Source organism: Janthinobacterium sp. HH104 (assembly GCF_001758715.1).
Taxonomy (GTDB): Bacteria; Pseudomonadota; Gammaproteobacteria; order Burkholderiales; family Burkholderiaceae_D; genus Janthinobacterium; species Janthinobacterium aestuarii.
The window spans coordinates 26,567-45,270 of sequence record NZ_LRIB01000035.1 but is presented as its reverse complement, the minus strand read 5'-3'; the positions used below and the strand labels follow the sequence as shown (position 1 = coordinate 45,270).

19 protein-coding genes are annotated in these 18,704 nt (G+C 63.2%); 15 read left to right on the top strand and 4 right to left on the bottom strand.

What is annotated here, in order from left to right:
- Window positions 1-11 precede the first annotated feature (11 nt).
- Window positions 12-1,211: a PHB depolymerase family esterase gene (locus JAB6_RS15130; RefSeq protein WP_070303480.1), complete on the bottom strand. Its 1,200-nt coding sequence runs from the start codon at window positions 1,209-1,211 to the stop codon at window positions 12-14.
- A 399-nt stretch (window positions 1,212-1,610) separates the two neighbouring features.
- On the opposite strand from JAB6_RS15130, the gene JAB6_RS15125 reads away from it, so the two are divergent.
- A complete protein-coding gene (locus tag JAB6_RS15125; protein ID WP_070303479.1) occupies window positions 1,611-2,204 on the top strand; it encodes a PRC-barrel domain-containing protein in 594 nt (197 codons plus the stop codon).
- Window positions 2,205-2,397: 193 nt separating this feature from the next.
- On the opposite strand, the gene hrpA is transcribed toward JAB6_RS15125, so the two are convergent.
- Entirely contained in the window at window positions 2,398-6,633 is a 4,236-nt protein-coding gene (gene hrpA / locus JAB6_RS15120; protein WP_070303478.1) for an ATP-dependent RNA helicase HrpA, read from the bottom strand.
- A gap of 56 nt (window positions 6,634-6,689) precedes the next feature.
- Between hrpA and argA the strand changes: the two genes are divergently transcribed.
- Complete coding sequence (gene argA, locus JAB6_RS15115; RefSeq protein ID WP_046685875.1) at window positions 6,690-8,000, top strand: amino-acid N-acetyltransferase; 1,311 nt, start codon at window positions 6,690-6,692, stop codon at window positions 7,998-8,000.
- Window positions 8,001-8,044: 44 nt separating this feature from the next.
- Here argA and kdsA read toward each other — a convergent pair whose 3' ends face one another.
- Entirely contained in the window at window positions 8,045-8,890 is an 846-nt protein-coding gene (kdsA, locus tag JAB6_RS15110) for a 3-deoxy-8-phosphooctulonate synthase (RefSeq protein WP_070303477.1), read from the bottom strand.
- A gap of 219 nt (window positions 8,891-9,109) precedes the next feature.
- Between kdsA and JAB6_RS15105 the strand changes: the two genes are divergently transcribed.
- Together JAB6_RS15105 and JAB6_RS15100 are read left to right on the top strand one after the other, a co-directional pair.
- Complete coding sequence (locus tag JAB6_RS15105) at window positions 9,110-9,382, top strand: oxidative damage protection protein (RefSeq protein WP_034750797.1); 273 nt, start codon at window positions 9,110-9,112, stop codon at window positions 9,380-9,382.
- A gap of 167 nt (window positions 9,383-9,549) precedes the next feature.
- Window positions 9,550-10,074 (top strand): DUF6622 family protein, encoded by a 525-nt coding sequence (locus JAB6_RS15100; protein ID WP_070303476.1) that lies wholly within the window; start codon window positions 9,550-9,552, stop codon window positions 10,072-10,074.
- Between the two features lie 20 nt (window positions 10,075-10,094).
- Here the strand turns inward: JAB6_RS15100 and rpiA are convergent, their stop codons facing one another.
- Window positions 10,095-10,772: a ribose-5-phosphate isomerase RpiA gene (rpiA, locus tag JAB6_RS15095; RefSeq protein ID WP_034750801.1), complete on the bottom strand. Its 678-nt coding sequence runs from the start codon at window positions 10,770-10,772 to the stop codon at window positions 10,095-10,097.
- 207 nt (window positions 10,773-10,979) lie between these two features.
- On the opposite strand from rpiA, the gene JAB6_RS15090 reads away from it, so the two are divergent.
- The 11 genes from JAB6_RS15090 to JAB6_RS15050 all read left to right on the top strand — a co-directional run bounded on the left by JAB6_RS15090 (window position 10,980) and on the right by JAB6_RS15050 (window position 18,680).
- Entirely contained in the window at window positions 10,980-11,348 is a 369-nt protein-coding gene (locus JAB6_RS15090; RefSeq protein ID WP_070303475.1) for a response regulator, read from the top strand.
- Between the two features lie 2 nt (window positions 11,349-11,350).
- Window positions 11,351-11,977 (top strand): chemotaxis protein CheC, encoded by a 627-nt coding sequence (locus tag JAB6_RS15085; protein WP_034750807.1) that lies wholly within the window; start codon window positions 11,351-11,353, stop codon window positions 11,975-11,977.
- 5 nt (window positions 11,978-11,982) lie between these two features.
- Complete coding sequence (locus JAB6_RS15080) at window positions 11,983-12,942, top strand: sensor domain-containing diguanylate cyclase (protein WP_070303474.1); 960 nt, start codon at window positions 11,983-11,985, stop codon at window positions 12,940-12,942.
- Window positions 12,943-13,091: 149 nt separating this feature from the next.
- Window positions 13,092-14,759: a sensor histidine kinase gene (locus JAB6_RS15075; RefSeq protein ID WP_139143401.1), complete on the top strand. Its 1,668-nt coding sequence runs from the start codon at window positions 13,092-13,094 to the stop codon at window positions 14,757-14,759.
- Complete coding sequence (locus JAB6_RS15070; protein WP_254671641.1) at window positions 14,756-15,457, top strand: response regulator transcription factor; 702 nt, start codon at window positions 14,756-14,758, stop codon at window positions 15,455-15,457. The genes JAB6_RS15075 and JAB6_RS15070 overlap by 4 nt, the downstream gene beginning before the upstream one ends.
- Before the next feature lie 242 nt (window positions 15,458-15,699).
- Window positions 15,700-15,846: a hypothetical protein gene (locus JAB6_RS29345; RefSeq protein WP_157814672.1), complete on the top strand. Its 147-nt coding sequence runs from the start codon at window positions 15,700-15,702 to the stop codon at window positions 15,844-15,846.
- An 82-nt stretch (window positions 15,847-15,928) separates the two neighbouring features.
- Window positions 15,929-16,099: a Flp family type IVb pilin gene (locus JAB6_RS15065; RefSeq protein ID WP_070303472.1), complete on the top strand. Its 171-nt coding sequence runs from the start codon at window positions 15,929-15,931 to the stop codon at window positions 16,097-16,099.
- A gap of 95 nt (window positions 16,100-16,194) precedes the next feature.
- Complete coding sequence (locus tag JAB6_RS28485) at window positions 16,195-16,368, top strand: Flp family type IVb pilin (protein ID WP_080698528.1); 174 nt, start codon at window positions 16,195-16,197, stop codon at window positions 16,366-16,368.
- The gene (locus JAB6_RS15060; RefSeq protein WP_070303471.1) at window positions 16,365-17,435 is read left to right on the top strand and encodes a phosphatase PAP2 family protein; all 1,071 of its coding nucleotides are present in this window, start codon (window positions 16,365-16,367) and stop codon (window positions 17,433-17,435) included. Before JAB6_RS28485 ends, JAB6_RS15060 begins: the two co-directional genes overlap by 4 nt.
- On the top strand, window positions 17,432-18,019 hold the full coding sequence (locus JAB6_RS15055; RefSeq protein WP_217494633.1) for a prepilin peptidase: 588 nt from the start codon (window positions 17,432-17,434) through the stop codon (window positions 18,017-18,019). The genes JAB6_RS15060 and JAB6_RS15055 overlap by 4 nt, the downstream gene beginning before the upstream one ends.
- Before the next feature lie 40 nt (window positions 18,020-18,059).
- A complete protein-coding gene (locus tag JAB6_RS15050) occupies window positions 18,060-18,680 on the top strand; it encodes an isoprenylcysteine carboxylmethyltransferase family protein (protein WP_070303470.1) in 621 nt (206 codons plus the stop codon).
- Window positions 18,681-18,704 lie beyond the last annotated feature (24 nt).

The following is an 18,704-nucleotide window of genomic DNA, read 5'->3' as shown; positions in this document are numbered from 1 at the left end:
GGCACGCTGGTTTAGCGGCGGCGGTGGCTGGCGAAGAAATCGAGCAGCATCTTGCTGGCGTCGGGCTTGGCCTTGTCGTTGAACGGCAGGCTGGCGTCACCGCCGCTCCACGCGTGCTCGAGGTGCTCGACCTGCGCCACGCGCAGCAGCACATCCTTGCCCACCTGATAATCGTGCAAGGCATACGCATGGGCCGGATTGCGCCCGCCCGCAGCGCCGCCAGGCAGGCGCTGCGCCGTCACCACGGTATCGAACGGCAAATGGTTGACGCGCACACTCTGGCGCACCAGCTGCGTCTGATTGATGGGCCGCACCACCTTGTCGGCCAGCCCTTGCAGCAGGATGGTGGGCAGGCGGGGAAACGCGGGCTGGCGCGCCAGTACTTCATCGATGGCCGCGTCGGCGCGGGCGGCAGCGCCATGCTGCATCACGCCCAGCGCGCCGATCAGATTATGCCCGGCGCCAAAGACGGGTCCGGAATGCAGGCCCAGCGCCGCGAACAGATGGGGATGGTTCAGGGCCACGATATGCGCCATGCCGGCGCCGGCGGAAATGCCGCAGATATAGATGCGCGCGCGGTCGATCGCATAACGGGCCGCCACCTGCTCGATGGCGCCGATGATCAGGCGCACGTCGCCGCCGCCCTCCTGCGTCAGCTTGTCGTACCACTTCCAGCAGCGGCGCGCATGCGAGCGCAGCGATTGCTGCGGATACAGCACGGCGTAGCCCTTGCGCTCGGCCAGGCGGTTCATGCGCGTGCCATCGGCAAACTGCGTGGCGCTCTGCTCGCAGCCGTGCAGCATCACCAGCAGCGGCCGGCCCCGGCTGCGCATGGCGACGCTCGGCGCCTTCTCGGGCAGGTACAGGAAATACGGCAGGCGCCGGCCCGGCATCTGCCCCAGTTCCGGCAGCGGCGCATAGTGGGCGGCCAGCCACTTGCCCGGCGGGGGCGCCGTTCGCTTGCGCACGCGCGGTGGCGACAGGGGCGTGGCAAAGGGCGCCAGCGAGGGTACGGCGTCGCTGGCGGGCCTGGCGCGCGGCTTGACGATTGTTTTGGCCTTGGTTTTGACCACGGGCTTGCTGCGGGGTTTGGCCCTGGGCTTGGCTGGCACGGGCCCGAACAGCACCTTGGCCAGCTTGGTCGCCGTGCGCTGCTGCGCCTTACCGGCGCGCAATAGCCCGCGCAGCCATTTGGTGGCGGGCTTTACCATGGCACACGGCGTGCGTGCCGTTGTGGAGCGTACCGCAAGTTCATCCCACTGCATCGTTGCGTCATCAGCATGTGCGGCCTCCTCCTTGGAACGCATAGAGTACCGCAATTGGCTGACAGCACCGTACGTTTGCACACCGATAAAAGTGCCGCTAAGTAATCCTCAGGAAATTATTGTGAATTTATGACGAACAGAACCGGATGCTATGCAAGGCGCCCACTGCGACGCAGTGCGAGCACTGCTAGCAGCGGGCAACGCCGCAGAGCGCCGGTTATGGAAGTCAGAAATCATAATAATTTATTGGGGGTTACTTAGCACCATTGAGGCAGATCAAACGCCACATAGTGCGTATGCTTAATCTGGATGTTCGAACAGCACTTCACACGAGGAGAGAACACCATGAGCTATCTGGACCGCGACATCCTGGGCATGTACCGTAACCACGACGGCCCGGGGCCGGCCCTGATGGGGGCCGATACCCTGATCGGGGACGATGTCTACAATCACGAAGACGAGGAGCTGGGCGACATCAAGGAAATCATGCTCGACATGCGCACGGGCCAGATCGCCTACGCCGTGCTGTCCTTCGGCGGCGTCCTTGGCATGGGCGACAAGCTGTTCGCCGTGCCCTGGGAACGCCTGACCCTGGACACCGTCAACAAGCGCTTCCTGCTGAACGTGGACAAAGACTTGCTGAAAAACGCTCCCGGCTTCGACAAGGACAACTGGCCCGACATGGGCAGCGAAGCCTGGAACCAGCAGATGGAAGCATTCTATGGCAGCGGCACGCGCTACGGCAGCATGGCAGGCCATATGCCATCCGGCAGCGACCTGCGCAGCGGCGCCAGCCTGCAATCGGGCAGCGAAGGCAGCCTGACCGGCAGCTCCATGAGCGGCAGCCGCGCCGGCACGGGCAGCAGCCAGGGCGATCTGGGCAACTTGGGCTCGCGCTCAACGCTCAGCGATGATGATGATCTCAACAAGCGCACTTGAGCCGGGTAGGCCAGGTAGGTAGGTCGGGTAGGTCGGATTAGCGGCGCAGCCGCGTAATCCGACACCACCAGAGGCACGGTTAACACCGCAAAACTATTAACACCGTTGGCACCGCTAACACCACAGCACCACACCACCATCGCGCCAACGATATTGTCGGATTACGCGCGCCCTTCGGACGCGCTAATCCGACCTACCGCTGCATCGACTCCCAAACTTTCTGTAAACGTTTGGCCGACACCGGCATTGGCGTGCGCAACTCCTGCGCAAACAGCGACACGCGCAGCTCTTCCAGCATCCAGCGGAAGTCGACCAGTTTCGGGTCCGTGTTCTTGCCGGCTTGGCGGTCCTTGGCCTGGCGCAAGTACGGCGCAGCGGCTGATTGCCATTCGGCCATCAACTTGGTGTCGCGCGCGGGGTCGGCGCGCAGCTTTTCCAGACGCACGTTGATCGCCTTCAGATAGCGGGGGAAATGCGCCAGCTGCGTGTAGTCGTTTTCCGTCAGGAAGCGTTTATGCACGAGGCCTTGCAGCTGCGACTGGATATCGCTGGCCGCCGCTGCAGGAATATTCTGCAGGCGCTTGGGCAAACCGTGGAATTCCGTCAGCACTTGCGACAGCAAACGGGCGATTTCATTGACCAGCAAGACCAGGCGCGACTTGCCCTCCGCCTGGCGCTTGGCGAACGAGGCGGCGTCCAGCGGCAGCGGATCTTGCAGGCAGGCGATGTCGAGCGCCTTGTTGATGATTTGCTCGCGCAGCTCTTCCTGCGACCCCAGGGCCATGAATTGCATACCCATCTGCTGCAAACCGGGGATGCTTTTCTCGACGTATTTGATCTGCTCCTTCATTTGCAGCGCGAACAGGCGGCGCAAACCGATCTTGTGCGTACGAGCGGCCACGGTCGGGTCGTCAAACACTTCCAGGTCGCAATGCGTGCCCTTGTCGACCAGCGCGGGGAAGCCGATCAGGGTCAGCTTGCCCTGCACGATTTCCAGCAACTCCGGCAATTCGCCAAAGGTCCAGCCCGTCAAGCCCATGTGCTGCGAAACGGTGGCATTCGCGGAAGGCTGCGCGGCAACGGCAGCACCCTTGGCCGGCGCGCCGCCCTTGCCTGCTGCCGCATTGGCGGCGGCGCCCTGCGCTTGCGCCTGCAGCCGCGACGCCACTTGCGCACCCGCCACCTTGGCACCCGGTGTGCCTGAGCCAGAGACGCCCGACACTTCGGCCAGCTTCTGGAAACTCTGGCGCGCCTGGCCGCCAAATTCCGCTTGCAGAGTGGCCAGGTTGCGGCCCATGTCCAGCTGGCGGCCATGCTCGTCGATCACCTTGAAATTCATGAAGTGATGGGCAGGCAGGGTTTCCGGCTTGAAGTCCGTCGTCAGCACATTGATCGTGATCTGCGTACGGATGTCTGCGATGATGGCGTCGATCAGGTCGCCTCGGCCAAACACGCCCGCTGCATGCACGCGCTCGCAGAATTTCGCCGCGTAATCAGGCAGCGGCACGCAGTGGCGGCGCAGCTTTTGCGGCAGGGATTTGAGCAGCAGATGCACCTTTTCCTTCAGCATGCCCGGCACCAGCCATTCGCAGCGCTCGCGCGGCAACTGGTTCAAGGCATACAGCGGCACGGCCAAGGTCACGCCATCGCGCACGCTGCCCGGCTCGAAGTGGTACGTCAGGCCCATTTCCAGGCCCGTCACGGACATGGTTTTCGGGAACAGGTCCGTCGTCACGCCGGCTGCCTCGTGGCGCATCAGCTCTTCGCGATTCAGGTACAGCAGCTTCGGATTGTCGCGCGTGGCTTCCTTGTGCCACTTTTCAAAACCGGCGCCATTGCACACGTCGGCCGGCAGCAGCTGGTCGTAGAAGGCGGCGATCAGTTCATCGTCGACCAGCACGTCCAGGCGGCGCGACTTGTGCTCGAGGTTTTCGATGTCCTTGATCAGCTTGTGGTTGTGCGCAAAGAACGGCGCGCGCGTATCGAAGTCGCCGCCGACCAGCGCATCGCGGATGAAAATCTCGCGCGCTTCCGGCAAGTTGAAATTGCCGTAATTGATGCGGCGCTGGCTGTACACCACCAGGCCGTACAGGGTCGCCCGTTCGGACGCCGTCACCTGCGCCGAGCGTTTTTCCCAGCGCGGTTCGCCCCACGATTTCTTCAGCAGGTGCACGCCGACTTTCTCCAGCCACTCGGGCTGGATCTGCGCCACGCAGCGCGCGTACAGACGCGTCGTGTCGACCAGCTCGGCCGCCATGATCCACTTGCCCGGCTTTTTCAGCAGCGAGGAACCGGGCCAGATATGGAACTTGATGCCGCGCGCGCCCAGATACCCGGCGCCCGGCTCGTCCTCGCCCTTGAAGCCGATATTGCCGAGCAAACCGGTCAGCAAGGCCATGTGCAGGTTGTCGTAGGTGGCCGGCGCTTCGTTCAATCGCCAGCCCTGCTCCTTGACGATGGTCAGCAGCTGCGAATGCACGTCGCGCCATTCGCGCAAGCGCATCTGCGACAGGAAATTCGTGCGGCAGTTGTCTTGCAGCTGGCGGTTGGTTTTCTTGTGCTCAATGGCCGATTCGAACCAGCGCCAGATTTTCAGGTAGCTCAAGAATTCCGACTTTTCATCGGCGAATTTCTTGTGCGCTTCGTCAGCCGCCTGCTGGTGTTCCATTGGGCGGTCGCGCGGGTCTTGCACGGACAGGGCGGAAGCGACGATCAGCACTTCCGTCAGGCACGCGTTGTCGAGCGCGGCGAGGATCATGCGGCCCACGCGCGGATCGAGCGGCAGCTTGGCCAACTTGTTACCCAGCGGCGTGAGTTTATTCACCTCATCGACGGCGCCCAGTTCCTGCAGCAACTGGTAGCCGTCGGCGATCGCGCGCGCCAGCGGCGGCTCGATGAAGGGGAAGGTTTCCACGTCCGTCAGGTGCAATGACTTCATGCGCAGGATGACGGCCGCCAGCGAGGAGCGCAGGATTTCCGGCTCCGTGAATTTCGGGCGCAGCAAATAATCCTGCTCTTCGTACAGGCGGATGCAGACGCCATCGGCCACGCGGCCGCAACGCCCGGCGCGCTGGTTGGCGGCCGACTGGGCGATCGGCTCGACCTGCAACTGCTCGACCTTGTTGCGGTAGCTATAGCGTTTCACCCGCGCCAGTCCAGCATCGACCACGTAGCGGATGCCGGGCACGGTCAGCGACGTTTCCGCCACGTTGGTGGCCAGCACGATGCGGCGCGCATTGCTGGTTTTAAACACGCGCTCCTGCTCTTCGGCCGACAGGCGGGCGAACAGGGGCAAAATCTCCACGTGCGGCGGATGGTGCTTGCGCAGCGCTTCGGCGCAATCGCGGATTTCGCGCTCGCCCGGCAAGAACACCAGCACGTCGCCCGAGCCGATCCGGCACAGTTCTTCCACGCCATCGACGACGGCATCCATCAAATCGCGCTTTTCGCGCGCAGCTACACGTACATTCGCCGTGCGCTGGCCAGGTTTGTCAGGGTTGGCGGCACCGGGCATGGCCACCTGCTCGCGCTCGACGGGACGGTAGCGCACTTCCACCTGGTACAGGCGGCCCGACACTTCGATCACGGGGGCCGGTTTTTCCGGCGTGCCGAAATGGCGCGAGAAGCGTTCCGCATCGATGGTGGCCGACGTGATGATGATTTTCAGATCGGGCCGGCGCGGCAGCAATTGCTTCAGATAGCCGAGCAGGAAGTCGATGTTCAGGCTGCGTTCGTGCGCTTCGTCGATGATGATGGTGTCGTAATTTTTCAACAACGGGTCGGTCTGCGTCTCGGCCAGCAAGATACCGTCCGTCATCAGTTTGACGGACGCGCCACGGCTCAGGGTATCGGTAAAGCGCACCTTGAAGCCCACGGTTTCGCCCAGCGGCGTGCCCAGCTCCTGCGCAATGCGCTTGGCCGTCGACGAGGCGGCGATACGCCGCGGCTGCGTGTGGCCGATCATGCCCTTCTGTCCGCGTCCCAGTTCCAGGCAAATCTTCGGCAATTGGGTCGTCTTGCCGGAACCCGTCTCGCCCGAGACGATGATCACCTGGTTTTCCAGCAAGGCCTTGGCGATTTCCGCGCGCCGGCCCGAGACGGGCAAGTCTTCCGGATACGTAATCGGTGGCAGTGGATTGCGGAACGCCTTTTCCGCTTCGCGCGCGGCGCGGGCTGCGTCACGGCTTTCGCGCTCTTCGCGGCTAGCCTGGTCATTGCGCGGCGGCTGCCCCTCACGCGGCGGGCGCGGCGCACGCTGCTGCTGTTGCTGTTTCTGTTGTTCCGCGCGCGGCGGCTGCTGCCTTTGCTGGCTCACGGGCGGGCGCTGGCGGCCCTGCGCAGGCGTGGCGGCAGGCGCGGCGACATCCCCGCTGGCGGGCACATTTGCAACGTTGGAAGGAGGGGAAGACTTATTGCTGGCTGAAGACATTGTTTTTTACAGGTATTTTAAGCGCGCACATCGCGCAGCGAATTATAATGCGCTTAATGGAAAACCCTACCCAATTCGTCCAATGGCTGCGCTCCGTCGCGCCCTACATCCACGCCTTTCGCGGCAAGACCTTCGTGGTCGCCTTCCCCGGTGAACTCGTCAGCGCCGGGGCGCTGCAGGTGCTGGCCCATGATTTGTCCCTGCTGCATGCGCTGGACATCAATGTCACTGTTGTCTACGGCTCGCGGCCGCAGGTGGCGGAACAGCTGGCCTTGCGTAACGTCGAAGGCCGCTTCCATAATGGCGTGCGCATCACGGACATTGCCGCGCTGGAATGCGCGAAGGAAGCCGCCGGCGAGCTGCGCCTCGATATCGAGGCCGCGTTCAGCCAGGGCTTGCCGAACACGCCCATGTCGCATGCGGCCATCCGTATCATTTCAGGCAACTTCATCACGGCGCGCCCGCTGGGCGTGATCGATGGCGTGGACCTGGAACTGACGGGCATCACGCGCAAGGTCGACGCCGAAACCATCCATTCCATCCTCGGTTCGGACGGCCTGGTGCTGCTCTCGCCGCTGGGCTTCTCGCCTACCGGTGAAGCGTTCAACCTGACCATGGAAGACGTGGCTTGCAGCGCCGCCATCGCCCTGCACGCGGATAAACTGATTTTCATTACCGAAACGCCAATGATGGAAGACGCCACGGGCGTGGAAATCCGCGAACTGTCGTCGCACCAGGCCGAAGCCGTGCTGATGGCCGGCTTCCTGCCCGACGCCACGGCGTTTTATTTGAAACATTGCGTCAAGGCCTGCCACAACGGCGTCGAGCGCTCGCACATCGTGCCGTTCTCGATGGATGGCTCGGCCCTGCTGGAATTGTTTACCCATGATGGCGTGGGCACCATGATCAGCCATGAAAACCTGGAAAGCCTGCGCCAGGCCACCATCGAAGACGTGGGCGGCATCATCAAACTGATCGAACCGCTGGAAGCGGACGGCACCCTCGTCAAACGGGGCCGCGAGCTGATCGAACGCGAAATCGATTATTTCTCCGTCATCGAGCATGACGGCGTGATCTTCGGCTGCGCCGCCCTGTACCCGTTCCCCGCGCAAAAGATGGCGGAAATGGCATGCCTGACGGTCAACCCGGAAGTGCAAGCCCAAGGCGACGGCGAACGCATCCTGAAACACATGGAAAACCGCGCGCGCGCCGCCGGCCTGAACAAACTGTTCGTGCTGACCACGCGCACCTCGCACTGGTTCAAGAAGCGCGGTTTCGTGCCAGCCACCGTCGACGACTTGCCGAAGGACCGCCAGCATATGTATAACTGGCAGCGCAAGTCGCAGGTGCTGATCAAGACCCTGTAAAACTGAAAAAGCCCGGCATGCCGGGCTTTTTTACATTGGAACCATTATTTGATATTCAGCGGCGCAAACGATTTGACTAGGTCGTCGAGCGCCTTCAATTGCGCCAGGAATGGTTCCAGCTGGTCCAGCGGCAAGGCGCTGGGGCCGTCGCAGCGGGCATTGTCGGGATCAGGGTGGGCTTCCAGGAACAGGCCGGCGATGCCGACGGCCAGGCCGGCGCGGGCCAGGTCCGCCACTTGCTGGCGGCGGCCGCCCGACGCTGCGCCACCGGGGTCACGCTGCTGCAGCGCGTGCGTGACGTCGAAGATGATGGGCAAGTCGTCGCACGTCTTCTTCATGACGCCAAAGCCCAGCATGTCGACCACCAGGTTGTCGTAGCCGAGGCAGGTGCCGCGGTCGCACAGGATCAGCTGATCATTGCCCGCTTCCTTGAATTTCTCGACGATATTGGCCATCTGGCCAGGGCTCAAAAATTGCGGCTTCTTGATGTTGATGACTTTGCCCGTTTTTGCCAGGGCCACGACGAGGTCCGTCTGGCGCGCGAGGAAAGCGGGCAGTTGCAGCACGTCGACCACTTCGGCCACCTGCTGCGCCTGCCATGGCTCATGCACGTCGGTAATCACCGGCACGCCGAACGCCGCCTTGACGTCCTGGAAGATGCGCATGCCTTCTTCCAGGCCCGGGCCGCGGTAGGAATGGATCGATGAACGGTTGGCCTTGTCGAAGCTGGCCTTGAATACATAGGGAATGCCCAGTTTTTGCGTCACGCGCACATATTCTTCGCAGGTGCGCATGGCAAGATCGCGCGATTCGAGCACGTTGATGCCGCCAAACAGCGCAAAGCTGCCAGTATTGCTGACGTCGATGCCATGGACTTTCACTGAGGTCATAGGGATTCCATATTGGTTAATTGTTACTACTTGCTTGGAAGAGGCGCAGCCAGCGGCTGGCGCGATAAGGCATCTTACTAGCTGGGGCGGCGCAGATCAAATTTGATCCAGCGCAAGGGCGTGGCAAACGGCGTGTCGCCAGGCCGCGACGGCCCCGCGAGGGCAGGCGCAAAGTGCCTTATAATCACGCTTTATCTCTACACTGATTCAGGAGCACAGATGGCCCGCACGATCCACTGCATCAAACTCAACAAGGAAGCCGAAGGATTGGATTTCCCGCCGTACCCGGGCGAACTGGGCAAGAAGATTTACGAATCCGTGTCGAAGGAAGCATGGGCTGCCTGGCTCAAGCACCAGACCATGCTGGTCAATGAAAACCGGCTGAACCTGGCCGACGCGCGCGCCCGCAAATACCTGGCCACGCAAATGGAAAAGCATTTCTTCGGCGATGGCGCCGATGCCGCCATGGGCTACGTGCCGCCAACGGAATAAGTTTTATCGCTTGCCCGTGACCACGTCGCGGGCAGTTTCGCCTGCGTTTCACGCCCGCCTCCGCCGTTTCACGGCACCGCCTCCCCGTTTCGTCGCACACCGCTCGCCGCCCATGCCGCCGGCTGGCACAGTACGTCCATCGACAACCTCATTCCAAGGCGGACACCATGTTGCAGCAAATCTTCAGCCACACTCCCCTCTACGTCTGGGCCATCCTGGGCTTTCTCGTCTACCGGGGCGTGCTGGCCAGCCGCGCGCGCGAAGTGACCTTGCGCAAGCTGTGCATCATTCCCATGGTGATGCTGGCGCTGTCGCTGAGCGGCGTGCATGGCAGTTTCGGCTTCGATGGCGTGGCGCCGTTCGCCTGGGCAATCGGCGCCCTGGCCGGTGCAGCGCTGGCGTGGACGCTGACCGATGCGCGCAAGATCGTCGCCATTCCCGAACGGAGCAGCGTGCAGCGTCCCGGCAGCTGGGTGCCGTTGATCTTGATGATGAGTATCTTCTGCATGAAATATGCGGTGGCCGTGACCCTGGCCATCGCGCCAGCCTATGCCCACGCGACCGGCTTCACCGCACCTGTGTGCCTCGCCTATGGCTGCTTCAGCGGCCTCTTCATCGGCGGCTTGCTGCGCACTGTGGCCGTGTACCGGGCGGTGCAAATGGAAGGCTGGGGTCAGACCCGGCGGGTCTGACCCCGGATTTCTGCTGCGTATCAGTAGGCCAAAGTACGCACGCCTTCCGGCATGCCCAGCAGGCAGACATTCGCGCCGCGCACGGCGAACAGGCCGACGGCGATGACGCCGACGATCTGGTTGATCTGCTGTTCCAGCGCCACCGGGTCGGCAATTTTCAAGCCCAGCACGTCGATGATCTCGCCGCCGTTATCCGTAATGAACGCTTGATCGCTGCCCGCCTTCAGGCGCAAGCGGGGCGTGCCGCCCAGCGCGGCCAGCTGGCGCGAGACGGCGGCGCGCGCCATCGGCACCACTTCCACGGGCAGCGGGAAGGCGCCCAAGGTTTCTACCAGCTTGGAGCCGTCGGCGATGCAGACGAACTGTTTCGCGACGGAGGCAACGATCTTTTCACGCGTCAATGCCGCGCCGCCGCCCTTGATCATGGCGCCGCTGGCCGTGATTTCATCGGCGCCGTCGATGTAGACGGCGATCGATTCGACGTCGTTCAAGTCGAAGACGGGAATGCCATGGCCTGCCAGGCGCGCGGCCGTCGCTTCGGACGACGCGACCGTCCCCTTGATACGGTCCTTGATCTTGGCCAGTTCATCGATGAAAAAGTTGGCGGTGGAACCGGTGCCGACACCGATGATTTCACCGTCCACCACATAGTTAATGGCGGCGCGGGCTACGGCTTGCTTCAATTCGTCTTGGGTCATGGCAAAAAAAGGCTAAAGTGGGGAATGCCGCTATTTTAACGGATTGCCAGCCCGGCCAGCCGGCCATGATGACGGGCCATGCGATGGAATACAACAGCCAAGCTGGAAACCTTTGCCCCAGGGCAATTCCCAGCCAATTCCTCTCTATGCACTCTAAAATATGCGAAAATGGCACGATTGCCCGATATGACGTTCCAGGAATAGCACATGAATCACAGTAAACAGGTACTTGTTGTCGATGACAGCCGGGTTTCACGTTTGATGTCGCATCAGTTCATCCTCAGCAAACATGCCGACTGGCAAGTGATTGAGGCGGCGACCGGTGAAGAAGCCCTGGAAAAAGTCAAGACCATCAGCCCTGTGCTGATATTACTGGATGTCAACATGCCCGGCATGGGCGGCGTGGCGGCGGCGGAACAATTGCGCGCGCTGTGCCCGCAAACGCACATCATTCTCGTCACGGCCAACGTGCAAAATGCCATCCGCAACCGCGCCACTGAGCTCGGCGTCGGCTTCATGGAAAAACCGATCACGGAAACGCGCATCCACCAGCTGATCGCGTCACTGGGACTGTGAGCATGGTCAATCTCTCCGAACTCGAGAACGATGCCCTCGTAGAGATATTCAACATCGGGGTGGGCCATGCGGCCGCCGCGATGAGCGAAATCGTCAATGAAGAAGTCACCATGTCGGTGCCGTCGATCACCTTCCTGAACCGTGCCGACGCGGCTGCCTTGCTGGGCAGCAAGAAGGATGGCGAACGCATCTGCGGCGTCAGCCAGCATTACGATGGCGCCTTCGCCACCGAAGCCATATTGATGTTCCCCGAAGACAAGAGCCTGGAAATCGTGCGCCTGATGGTGGGCGACGCCATGCCGCTGCAGGAACTGACGGAAATGGAACAGGAGGCGATGAGCGAAATCGGCAACATCATCCTCAATTCCTGCGTGGGAACTTTGGCCAACCTGTTCGACAGTGAACTGCACGGCTCGCTGCCCCTGTACCACGTGGGCACCAGCGCGGAAATCCTGTCCTCGTTCGGCGGCGACGATGACGACGCCGTCGTGCTGATGCTGCATATCGACTTCGTGCTGTCCAAGCACCAGATCCACGGTTATGTGGCATTCGTGCTCGACCTGTCCGCCTTGCACGACCTGAAGCAGCAGGTCAGCCGCTATCTGGCCAAGGTTCTGGGACAGGCGTGACGATCATGCCGGAGGCCTTGCACCGACTCGCCCTGCTCGAGAGCATACTCGGCGCCGTCAACCTGGGCGCCATCGTGCTCGACGAACAGCACCGCATCGTGCTGTGGAACCACTGGATGGCGCGCCACTCGGCGTGCCAGGCCGACGCCGTGCTGGGCCAGGATTTCTTTGCCGTCTATCCGGAACTGTGCCACAAGCGCATAGCTTCGGCCATCACCCAGGCCCTGCGCGACAATTTCCAGTCGCTGCTGTCGCAAACCCTGCACAAGGCGCCATTCCCCCTGTACACGCATGGCGCGGCCGAAGGGCGGGAGCGCATGCAGCAGGCGATCGCCGTCACGCCGATCAATTTGCCCGGTTCGCCGCGCCACTGCCTGATCCAGATCAATGATGTGACCATCGCCGTGGGCCGCGAAAAGCTGCTGCGCGAACAAACCATGGTGTTGCGTTCACAAACCTTTGCCGACGGCTTGACGGGCATCGCCAACCGCCGCCACTTCGACGTGGCGATCGAAAAGGAAATGCGGCGCGCCATGCGCACGGGCAGCCCCCTGTCGCTGCTGATGATCGACATCGACCATTTCAAGGATTACAACGACCATTACGGTCACCAGCAAGGTGATGATTGCCTGATACGAGTGGCGGCCGAACTGGCCGCCATGCTGCAGCGCCCCACCGACTTGCTGGCGCGCTATGGTGGCGAGGAATTTGCCGCCATCCTGCCCGACACGGACGCGGCGCAGGCGCTGCGCATGGCCGAGGCGATCCGCGAACGGGCGGCCGGGCTGCGCATTCCGCATGCCAAGACGGGCAATGAGGTCAAGCACATTACGGTCAGCATCGGCATCGCCACCCAGCACCCGCAGCAGCAGCCGACCATCGCCGCCCTGATCGGCGCCGCCGACCGCGCCCTGTACCTGGCCAAGGGCGCCGGGCGCAACCGCGTGATGGTGCAGCCGCTATAAAAAAAGCAACGCCGGACAAAGGATTCCAGTAGACATCTTTACGGCGTGTGCGTAGACTCGTCAGTGATTGCAGCAACAACAACAAGAATTTATCTGTGGTATCTATCCCTGCGCATGGCTCACCATGCGGGACACGGCCAGGAGCGCTTGTGAAACTCGATCCTCCCCTCAAATCCGGCTTGCCGGGTGCTGGCATGGATACGACCATGGTGAACGGCATGCGCCTGCTGCTGTCGAGCGCCACCTTGCTGACCCTGTTCATCGATCCCGAAAGCGCCGGCAAGCTGAGCAAGATTACCTGGCTGATCTTTTCCGCCTACACCATGCACAGCCTGCTGCTCTACGTGCTGGCCGTGCTGGGCCTCAGCCTGCCCCAGGATATCTTGCTGTACTGGCTCGACGTGGCCTGGTATGCGCTGATCGTGTTTTCCACCAGCAGCCACAACACTTTATTCTTCCTGTTTTTTTTCTTTGCCATCCTGACCTCGTCGTTCCAGCGTGGCTTCGAGGAAGGCGCGCGCGTCACCCTCGCTTCGGCCGGCCTGTTCGCCGCGACTGCCCTGTTCGGCGAAACGGATGCGGAACTGTCGCGCCTGCTGCTGCGCACCACCTTCCTGCTGGCGCTCGGCTACATGATCGCCTACTGGGGCGGTTCGGCCATCACGCAGCGCAGCCACCTGGCGCTGCTGCGCGATGTCAGCCAGCTGTCCAATCCGCGCTTCGGCGTCGACCAGACCATTACCTCGGTGCTGGAAAAAACCCGCAGTTATTTCAACGGCCGCAGCTGCCTGCTGATCATGCAGGACAAGGGCACGCGGGTCTGGTCGCTGCGCAGCGTGCTGCAAACGGCAACGGGCGTCGTACACACCAGCTCGCTCCTCAGCGACGACGCGGCCAGTCCCCTGCTCGCTTTCCCGCACGATAAAATCGCGCTGTACAACCAGCCCGCCGGCCCCTGGCTGCCGTGGATAGGCGGCGCGCGCATGCTCGAGCCCGACAGCGGACGCTGGCTGCGGCATGACGACGCGGCGGGCGCCCGCCTGGCCGAGCTGCTCGAAGCGCACGCCTTCATCAGCGCGCCACTGCCCCTGCGCAATGGCAAAGGCCGCATCTTTATCGTCTCCGCCACCAGCATGAGCAAGACGGACGCCCTGTTTCTCAGCCATATCGGCGCGCAGGCGTTTCCCGTCATCGAAAACATCAACCTGCTCGACCGGCTGGCGTCGCAGGCGGCCTCGCGCGAACGCGAAAAGATCGCGCGCGACCTGCATGACACGGCCGTGCAGCCGTATATCGGCTTGCGCCACGGCCTGGCCGCCTTGCGCAACGAAGCCACGCCGGGCAATCCGCTGCTGCCGGAACTGGAAAAACTGATCATCATGTCGGGCCAGGTGATCGCCGACCTGCGCAGCTACGCGCGCACGTTCAAGAACGGGCAAGTGCAAAGCGAGCCGGAACTGCTGGTGGCGCTGCGCCGCCAGGCCACGCAGATCCGCGAATTCTATGGCATCGACATCGCCCTGCAGATCGAAGGCGACCTGCACATCAACGACCGCCTGGCGGCCGAGGTGTTCCAGATCGTCAACGAGGGCATGAGCAATATCCGCAAGCATACGTCGGCGCGCCACGGCGCCGTCAAGCTGACCTGCGTGCAGGGCGCGCTGCACATCAGCATCGACAACGAATGCGCCGCCGCGCACGTCCCCGATTTCCTGCCCGACTCGCTGGCCGAGCGCGCCGCCGCCCTCGGCGGCACGGCCCGCGTCACGCATGGCATGCTGGGCAACACCTCCGTGCAGATCGAGATCCCCATATGAATGACTTACGCCACATGCCACCGGCCAGCCATGTCATCAGCGTCATGCTGGTGGACGATCACAAGACCATGCTGTGGGGCCTGGAGCGGCTGATCGGCGGTGAGCACTCGGGCATGCGCGTGGTCGCCACGGCCTCCGACGGCACCGAGGCGCTGGAGCAGGCAAAAGCGTTGCAACCCGATGTGATCGTGCTGGACCTGGACCTGGGCGGCATCAGCTCGCTGTCCATCCTGCCCGCGCTGGCGCAGAGCGGCGGCACGCGCGTGCTGGTGCTGACGGCCAGCCACGACCAGGCCGTCCTGGACCAGACGGTGCTCAAGGGCGCGCGCGGCATCGTCAGCAAGGATGCGCCGGCGGAGATGGTCCTGAAGGCCATCGAAAAGGTCTACCAGGGCGAGCTGTGGCTGGAACACGCGATGCTGGGACGCATGCTGACGCAGCTGACCCAGCCCGGTGGCGGCTCGGCGCAAGCGATCGCCATCGCCAGCCTGACCCTCAAGGAAAGAAAGATCATCGCCGCGCTGGTGCACGGCAGCGGCACGCCGGCCAAGCTGCTGGCGGACCAGCTGTTCATCTCCGAACACACCTTGCGCAATCACCTGACGTCGATCTACCGCAAGCTAGGCGTGTACAACCGCCTGGAACTGTACGCCTACGCCACCAAGCACCAGCTGGGCCAGTTGCCGCCCGGCGCCTGATCCTGCTGCATCCCCGCGCGGCCACGGCCGCGTATTTCCTCCCCGCCTCCCCTTCGCCAGCCAGCGGCACGGCCGTTGCGTCTGCGCGCCAGACTCGACCATGACAATTGTCACGAAAAAAACAAGCAGTTCCTCCTTGCAATAAAAGGATGTTCTTCTGATGTAGATCAAGGTGCCAACTTCTATAGTGGATTTACCGGAGTGCAAATCACCGCACGGCCCACCACGACACGGAGCACAGCATGCGCCTTGACAAGTTTCTTCCGACCGCCCTGATCACCTATTTGCAGGGCAAGGAAAAGGCTGCGTTCTACCGCTATGCCCTGGTGGCGGCCCTCATGGCGGTGGTATGCATCATCGGACTGCTGGCACTGGGCGAAAGCCCATGAGAACGCCTAGTCGTAGCAGCAGGAAGCAACACTGTCATGCCGTTTCATCCACCGCCGTACCTTAACCACACCAGGAGTTGTCATGAACCTCATCAAAAACTTTATCCGCGAAGAAGATGGCGTCACCGCAATCGAGTACGGCCTGATCGCTGCCCTGATTGCCGTCGTGATCATCGCCGCCATCACCATCGTCGGCACGCAGCTGAAAAAAACCTTCAGCACCATCGGCACCAAGCTCACCGCTGCGAACTGATGCGGTGCTGTCCGGACCGGCCCTGCGCCGGCCCGGACTACGCTTTCCAGTCTCCCCCGGCACCCCCACCTTGACGACGCATAGCGAGGCCCATCGTGAAATCTCTCTTCAGCCGTGTATCCGACGAGTCCGCCGTCACAGCGATCGAATACGCGCTGCTGGCGGGCCTGATCGCGGTCGTGCTGGTCATCACGATCACCGTGCTTGGCGACCAGGTCAAGCTGCTGTTTGTCTACGTCAAGGACCAAGTGGTCCTGGCCCTGTCATGAATACCCTGCGCCTCTCGCTGCGCACCCACCGCGCCCTGCTGCTGATCGTGCTGCCGTACGCCGCCGTGGCGATGCTGCTGGCCGGCGGCCTGCCCAGCGCAGCGGACATCCTCAACGTGCTGGCCGGCTTCCTCGTGGCCATCCTCACCGGTCCCGTCTTCATCCTGTGCGGCTACACCATCCACGTCATGGTGATGAAACGCCCGCACCGCCTGTGCCATTATCTGTACCACGATCTGCGCCGCTACCTGAGCAACGAGCGCCTGCTGCACGCGCTGCCGGCCATGCTGCTGATCCCCGTCTTCGCCTCCAGCTTCACCGTCATCAAGGGCGCCATCCCGCGCCTGCATCCCTACACCTGGGATGCCACCCTGTCCGCCTGGGACATCGCGCTGCATGGCGGCAAGGCCCCATGGGAAAGGCTGCAGCCGCTGCTGGGCCACCCACTCGTCACGGGCTTGCTCAACTTCAGCTACCACTTCTGGTTCTTCCTGTTCTACGCCATCCTGTACTGGCTCATCCTCGACACGCGCCGCCCGCTGCTGCGCATGCAGTTCCTGCTCAGCTTTGCGCTGACGTGGATCGTCCTGGGCAGCATCATGGCCGTGCTGTTTGCCTCGGTCGGCCCCTGCTACTACGGCCACCTGCACGCCAGCGATCCGTATGCGCCGCTGATGGCTTACCTGCATGAGGCCAACCAGCACGTCCCCGTCTGGGCCCTGCAGGTGCAGGAGATGCTGTGGCAAGGCTATCAAAGCAAGGGCGCGAACGGCGAGCTGGGCATCTCCGCCATGCCCAGCATGCATGTGGCCACGGCCGTGCTAATGGCCATCGTGGGCTGGAACGCCAACCGCGCCGCCGGCATAGCCCTGTCCGCCTTCGCCGTACTGATCCTGCTCGGCTCCATCCACCTGGGCTGGCACTATGCGCTCGACGGCTATGTCGGCGCGGCCGGCGCGGCGCTCGTGTGGCACCTGGTGGGACGGCTGCTGGGCAGCCAGGCCGCGACACCGGCCGTGCACATGGCCACGGCGCCCTGCATGGGCAAGGAAGGACTGACATCATGAACGCCCACCTGCCCATGCTGCTGTGCCTGGCCGTGCTGGCCACCCTGCTCGCTGCCGCCCTGTGGCACGACCTGCGCACGCGCCGCATCCCGAACCGGCTGGTGCTGTGGGGCACCCTGGCGGGACTGATCCTGAACAGCTTCGTGCCATCGGGCGCCAGCCTGTTCGACGCGGCCTTCGGCGGCCTGGGACTGCTGCAGGCGCTGGCCGGCGCCGCCGCCGGACTGGCCCTGCTGCTGCCCATGTATCTGCTGCGCGCCCTGGGCGCAGGCGACGTCAAGCTGATGGCCATGTGCGGCGCCTTCCTCGGCCCCGACGCCGTGCTCGAAGCGGCCCTGCTGACCTTCCTGTGCGGCGGCGTGCTGGCCCTGGCCGCCGCACTGGTGGGACAGCGCCTGCGCCAGGTGCTGAAAAACACCTATCACATGATGCTGGGCGCGCTGCTGCACAGCCTTGCCGGCGGCGCCGCCACGATCGCCGAACCGCCGCCCACCACCGGCAAACTGGCCTACGCCTTCGCCATCGCCAGCGGCACCCTGCTGCAGGTATTCCTGCACTACACCCACCTGTGGAGCCTGCGCTGAAACGCGCCGCTCCGACGACCCGCCACCATAGGAACTGACCATGGACACCCTCGCCACCTTCTGCCACTCGCGCCACGCCAGCCTGCTCACCAGCATCGCCATGGCTTGCCTGTGGGCGTTCTTCGCCAGTGCCCACGTGGTCGGTTATCTGCACAGCGGCGACTGGAGCTATCTGCTGTTCTGCGTCGCCGAAACCCTGGCCGCCCTGTTCTTCATCGTGCGTTCGGCCCCCGTCAGCGTTTCCACCGATGCGGGCGACTGGCTGCTGGCCATCGGCGCCACCTTCGCCCCCTTCCTCTTCGCGCCAGCCGACATGGCCATCTGGCCAGGCGCGCGCTACCTGCTGGCCGTCGGCAGCCTGCTGCAGATCGCCGGCCTGCTGTCGCTGAACCGCAGCTTCGGCCTGGTGGCGGCGCAGCGCGAGATCAAGACGGGCGGCGTGTACCGCGTGGTACGCCATCCGCTGTATGCCAGCTACCTGATTTCCCTGAGCGGCTACCTGCTGGCCAATACCTCGCTCGCCAACACCGTTATCTATGTGGCGACGATGACGATGATGGTGATGCGCCTGCTGCGCGAAGAGCGCTTCCTGTCCACCGACGTGCGCTATCGCGTCTACATGCGCCAGGTGAAGTACCGCCTGCTGCCCTTCATTTTCTGATATCCGGCCACCCGAGCGAGGAGC

Bases quoted from the DNA above. Each gene is read 5' to 3' on its own strand.
- JAB6_RS15070 (WP_254671641.1), top strand. From the start codon at position 14,756: ATGAATGACTTACGCCACATGCCACCGGCCAGCCATGTCATCAGCGTC.
- JAB6_RS29345 (WP_157814672.1), top strand. From the start codon at position 15,700: ATGCGCCTTGACAAGTTTCTTCCGACCGCCCTGATCACCTATTTGCAG.
- JAB6_RS15100 (WP_070303476.1), top strand. From the start codon at position 9,550: ATGTTGCAGCAAATCTTCAGCCACACTCCCCTCTACGTCTGGGCCATC.
- JAB6_RS15105 (WP_034750797.1), top strand. From the start codon at position 9,110: ATGGCCCGCACGATCCACTGCATCAAACTCAACAAGGAAGCCGAAGGA.
- JAB6_RS15055 (WP_217494633.1), top strand. From the start codon at position 17,432: ATGAACGCCCACCTGCCCATGCTGCTGTGCCTGGCCGTGCTGGCCACC.
- JAB6_RS15125 (WP_070303479.1), top strand. From the start codon at position 1,611: ATGAGCTATCTGGACCGCGACATCCTGGGCATGTACCGTAACCACGAC.
- JAB6_RS15085 (WP_034750807.1), top strand. From the start codon at position 11,351: ATGGTCAATCTCTCCGAACTCGAGAACGATGCCCTCGTAGAGATATTC.
- JAB6_RS15090 (WP_070303475.1), top strand. From the start codon at position 10,980: ATGAATCACAGTAAACAGGTACTTGTTGTCGATGACAGCCGGGTTTCA.
- JAB6_RS15080 (WP_070303474.1), top strand. From the start codon at position 11,983: ATGCCGGAGGCCTTGCACCGACTCGCCCTGCTCGAGAGCATACTCGGC.
- rpiA (WP_034750801.1), bottom strand. From the start codon at position 10,772: ATGACCCAAGACGAATTGAAGCAAGCCGTAGCCCGCGCCGCCATTAAC.
- kdsA (WP_070303477.1), bottom strand. From the start codon at position 8,890: ATGACCTCAGTGAAAGTCCATGGCATCGACGTCAGCAATACTGGCAGC.
- argA (WP_046685875.1), top strand. From the start codon at position 6,690: ATGGAAAACCCTACCCAATTCGTCCAATGGCTGCGCTCCGTCGCGCCC.
- JAB6_RS15050 (WP_070303470.1), top strand. From the start codon at position 18,060: ATGGACACCCTCGCCACCTTCTGCCACTCGCGCCACGCCAGCCTGCTC.
- hrpA (WP_070303478.1), bottom strand. From the start codon at position 6,633: ATGTCTTCAGCCAGCAATAAGTCTTCCCCTCCTTCCAACGTTGCAAAT.
- JAB6_RS15065 (WP_070303472.1), top strand. From the start codon at position 15,929: ATGAACCTCATCAAAAACTTTATCCGCGAAGAAGATGGCGTCACCGCA.
- JAB6_RS15130 (WP_070303480.1), bottom strand. From the start codon at position 1,211: ATGGTAAAGCCCGCCACCAAATGGCTGCGCGGGCTATTGCGCGCCGGT.
- JAB6_RS15060 (WP_070303471.1), top strand. From the start codon at position 16,365: ATGAATACCCTGCGCCTCTCGCTGCGCACCCACCGCGCCCTGCTGCTG.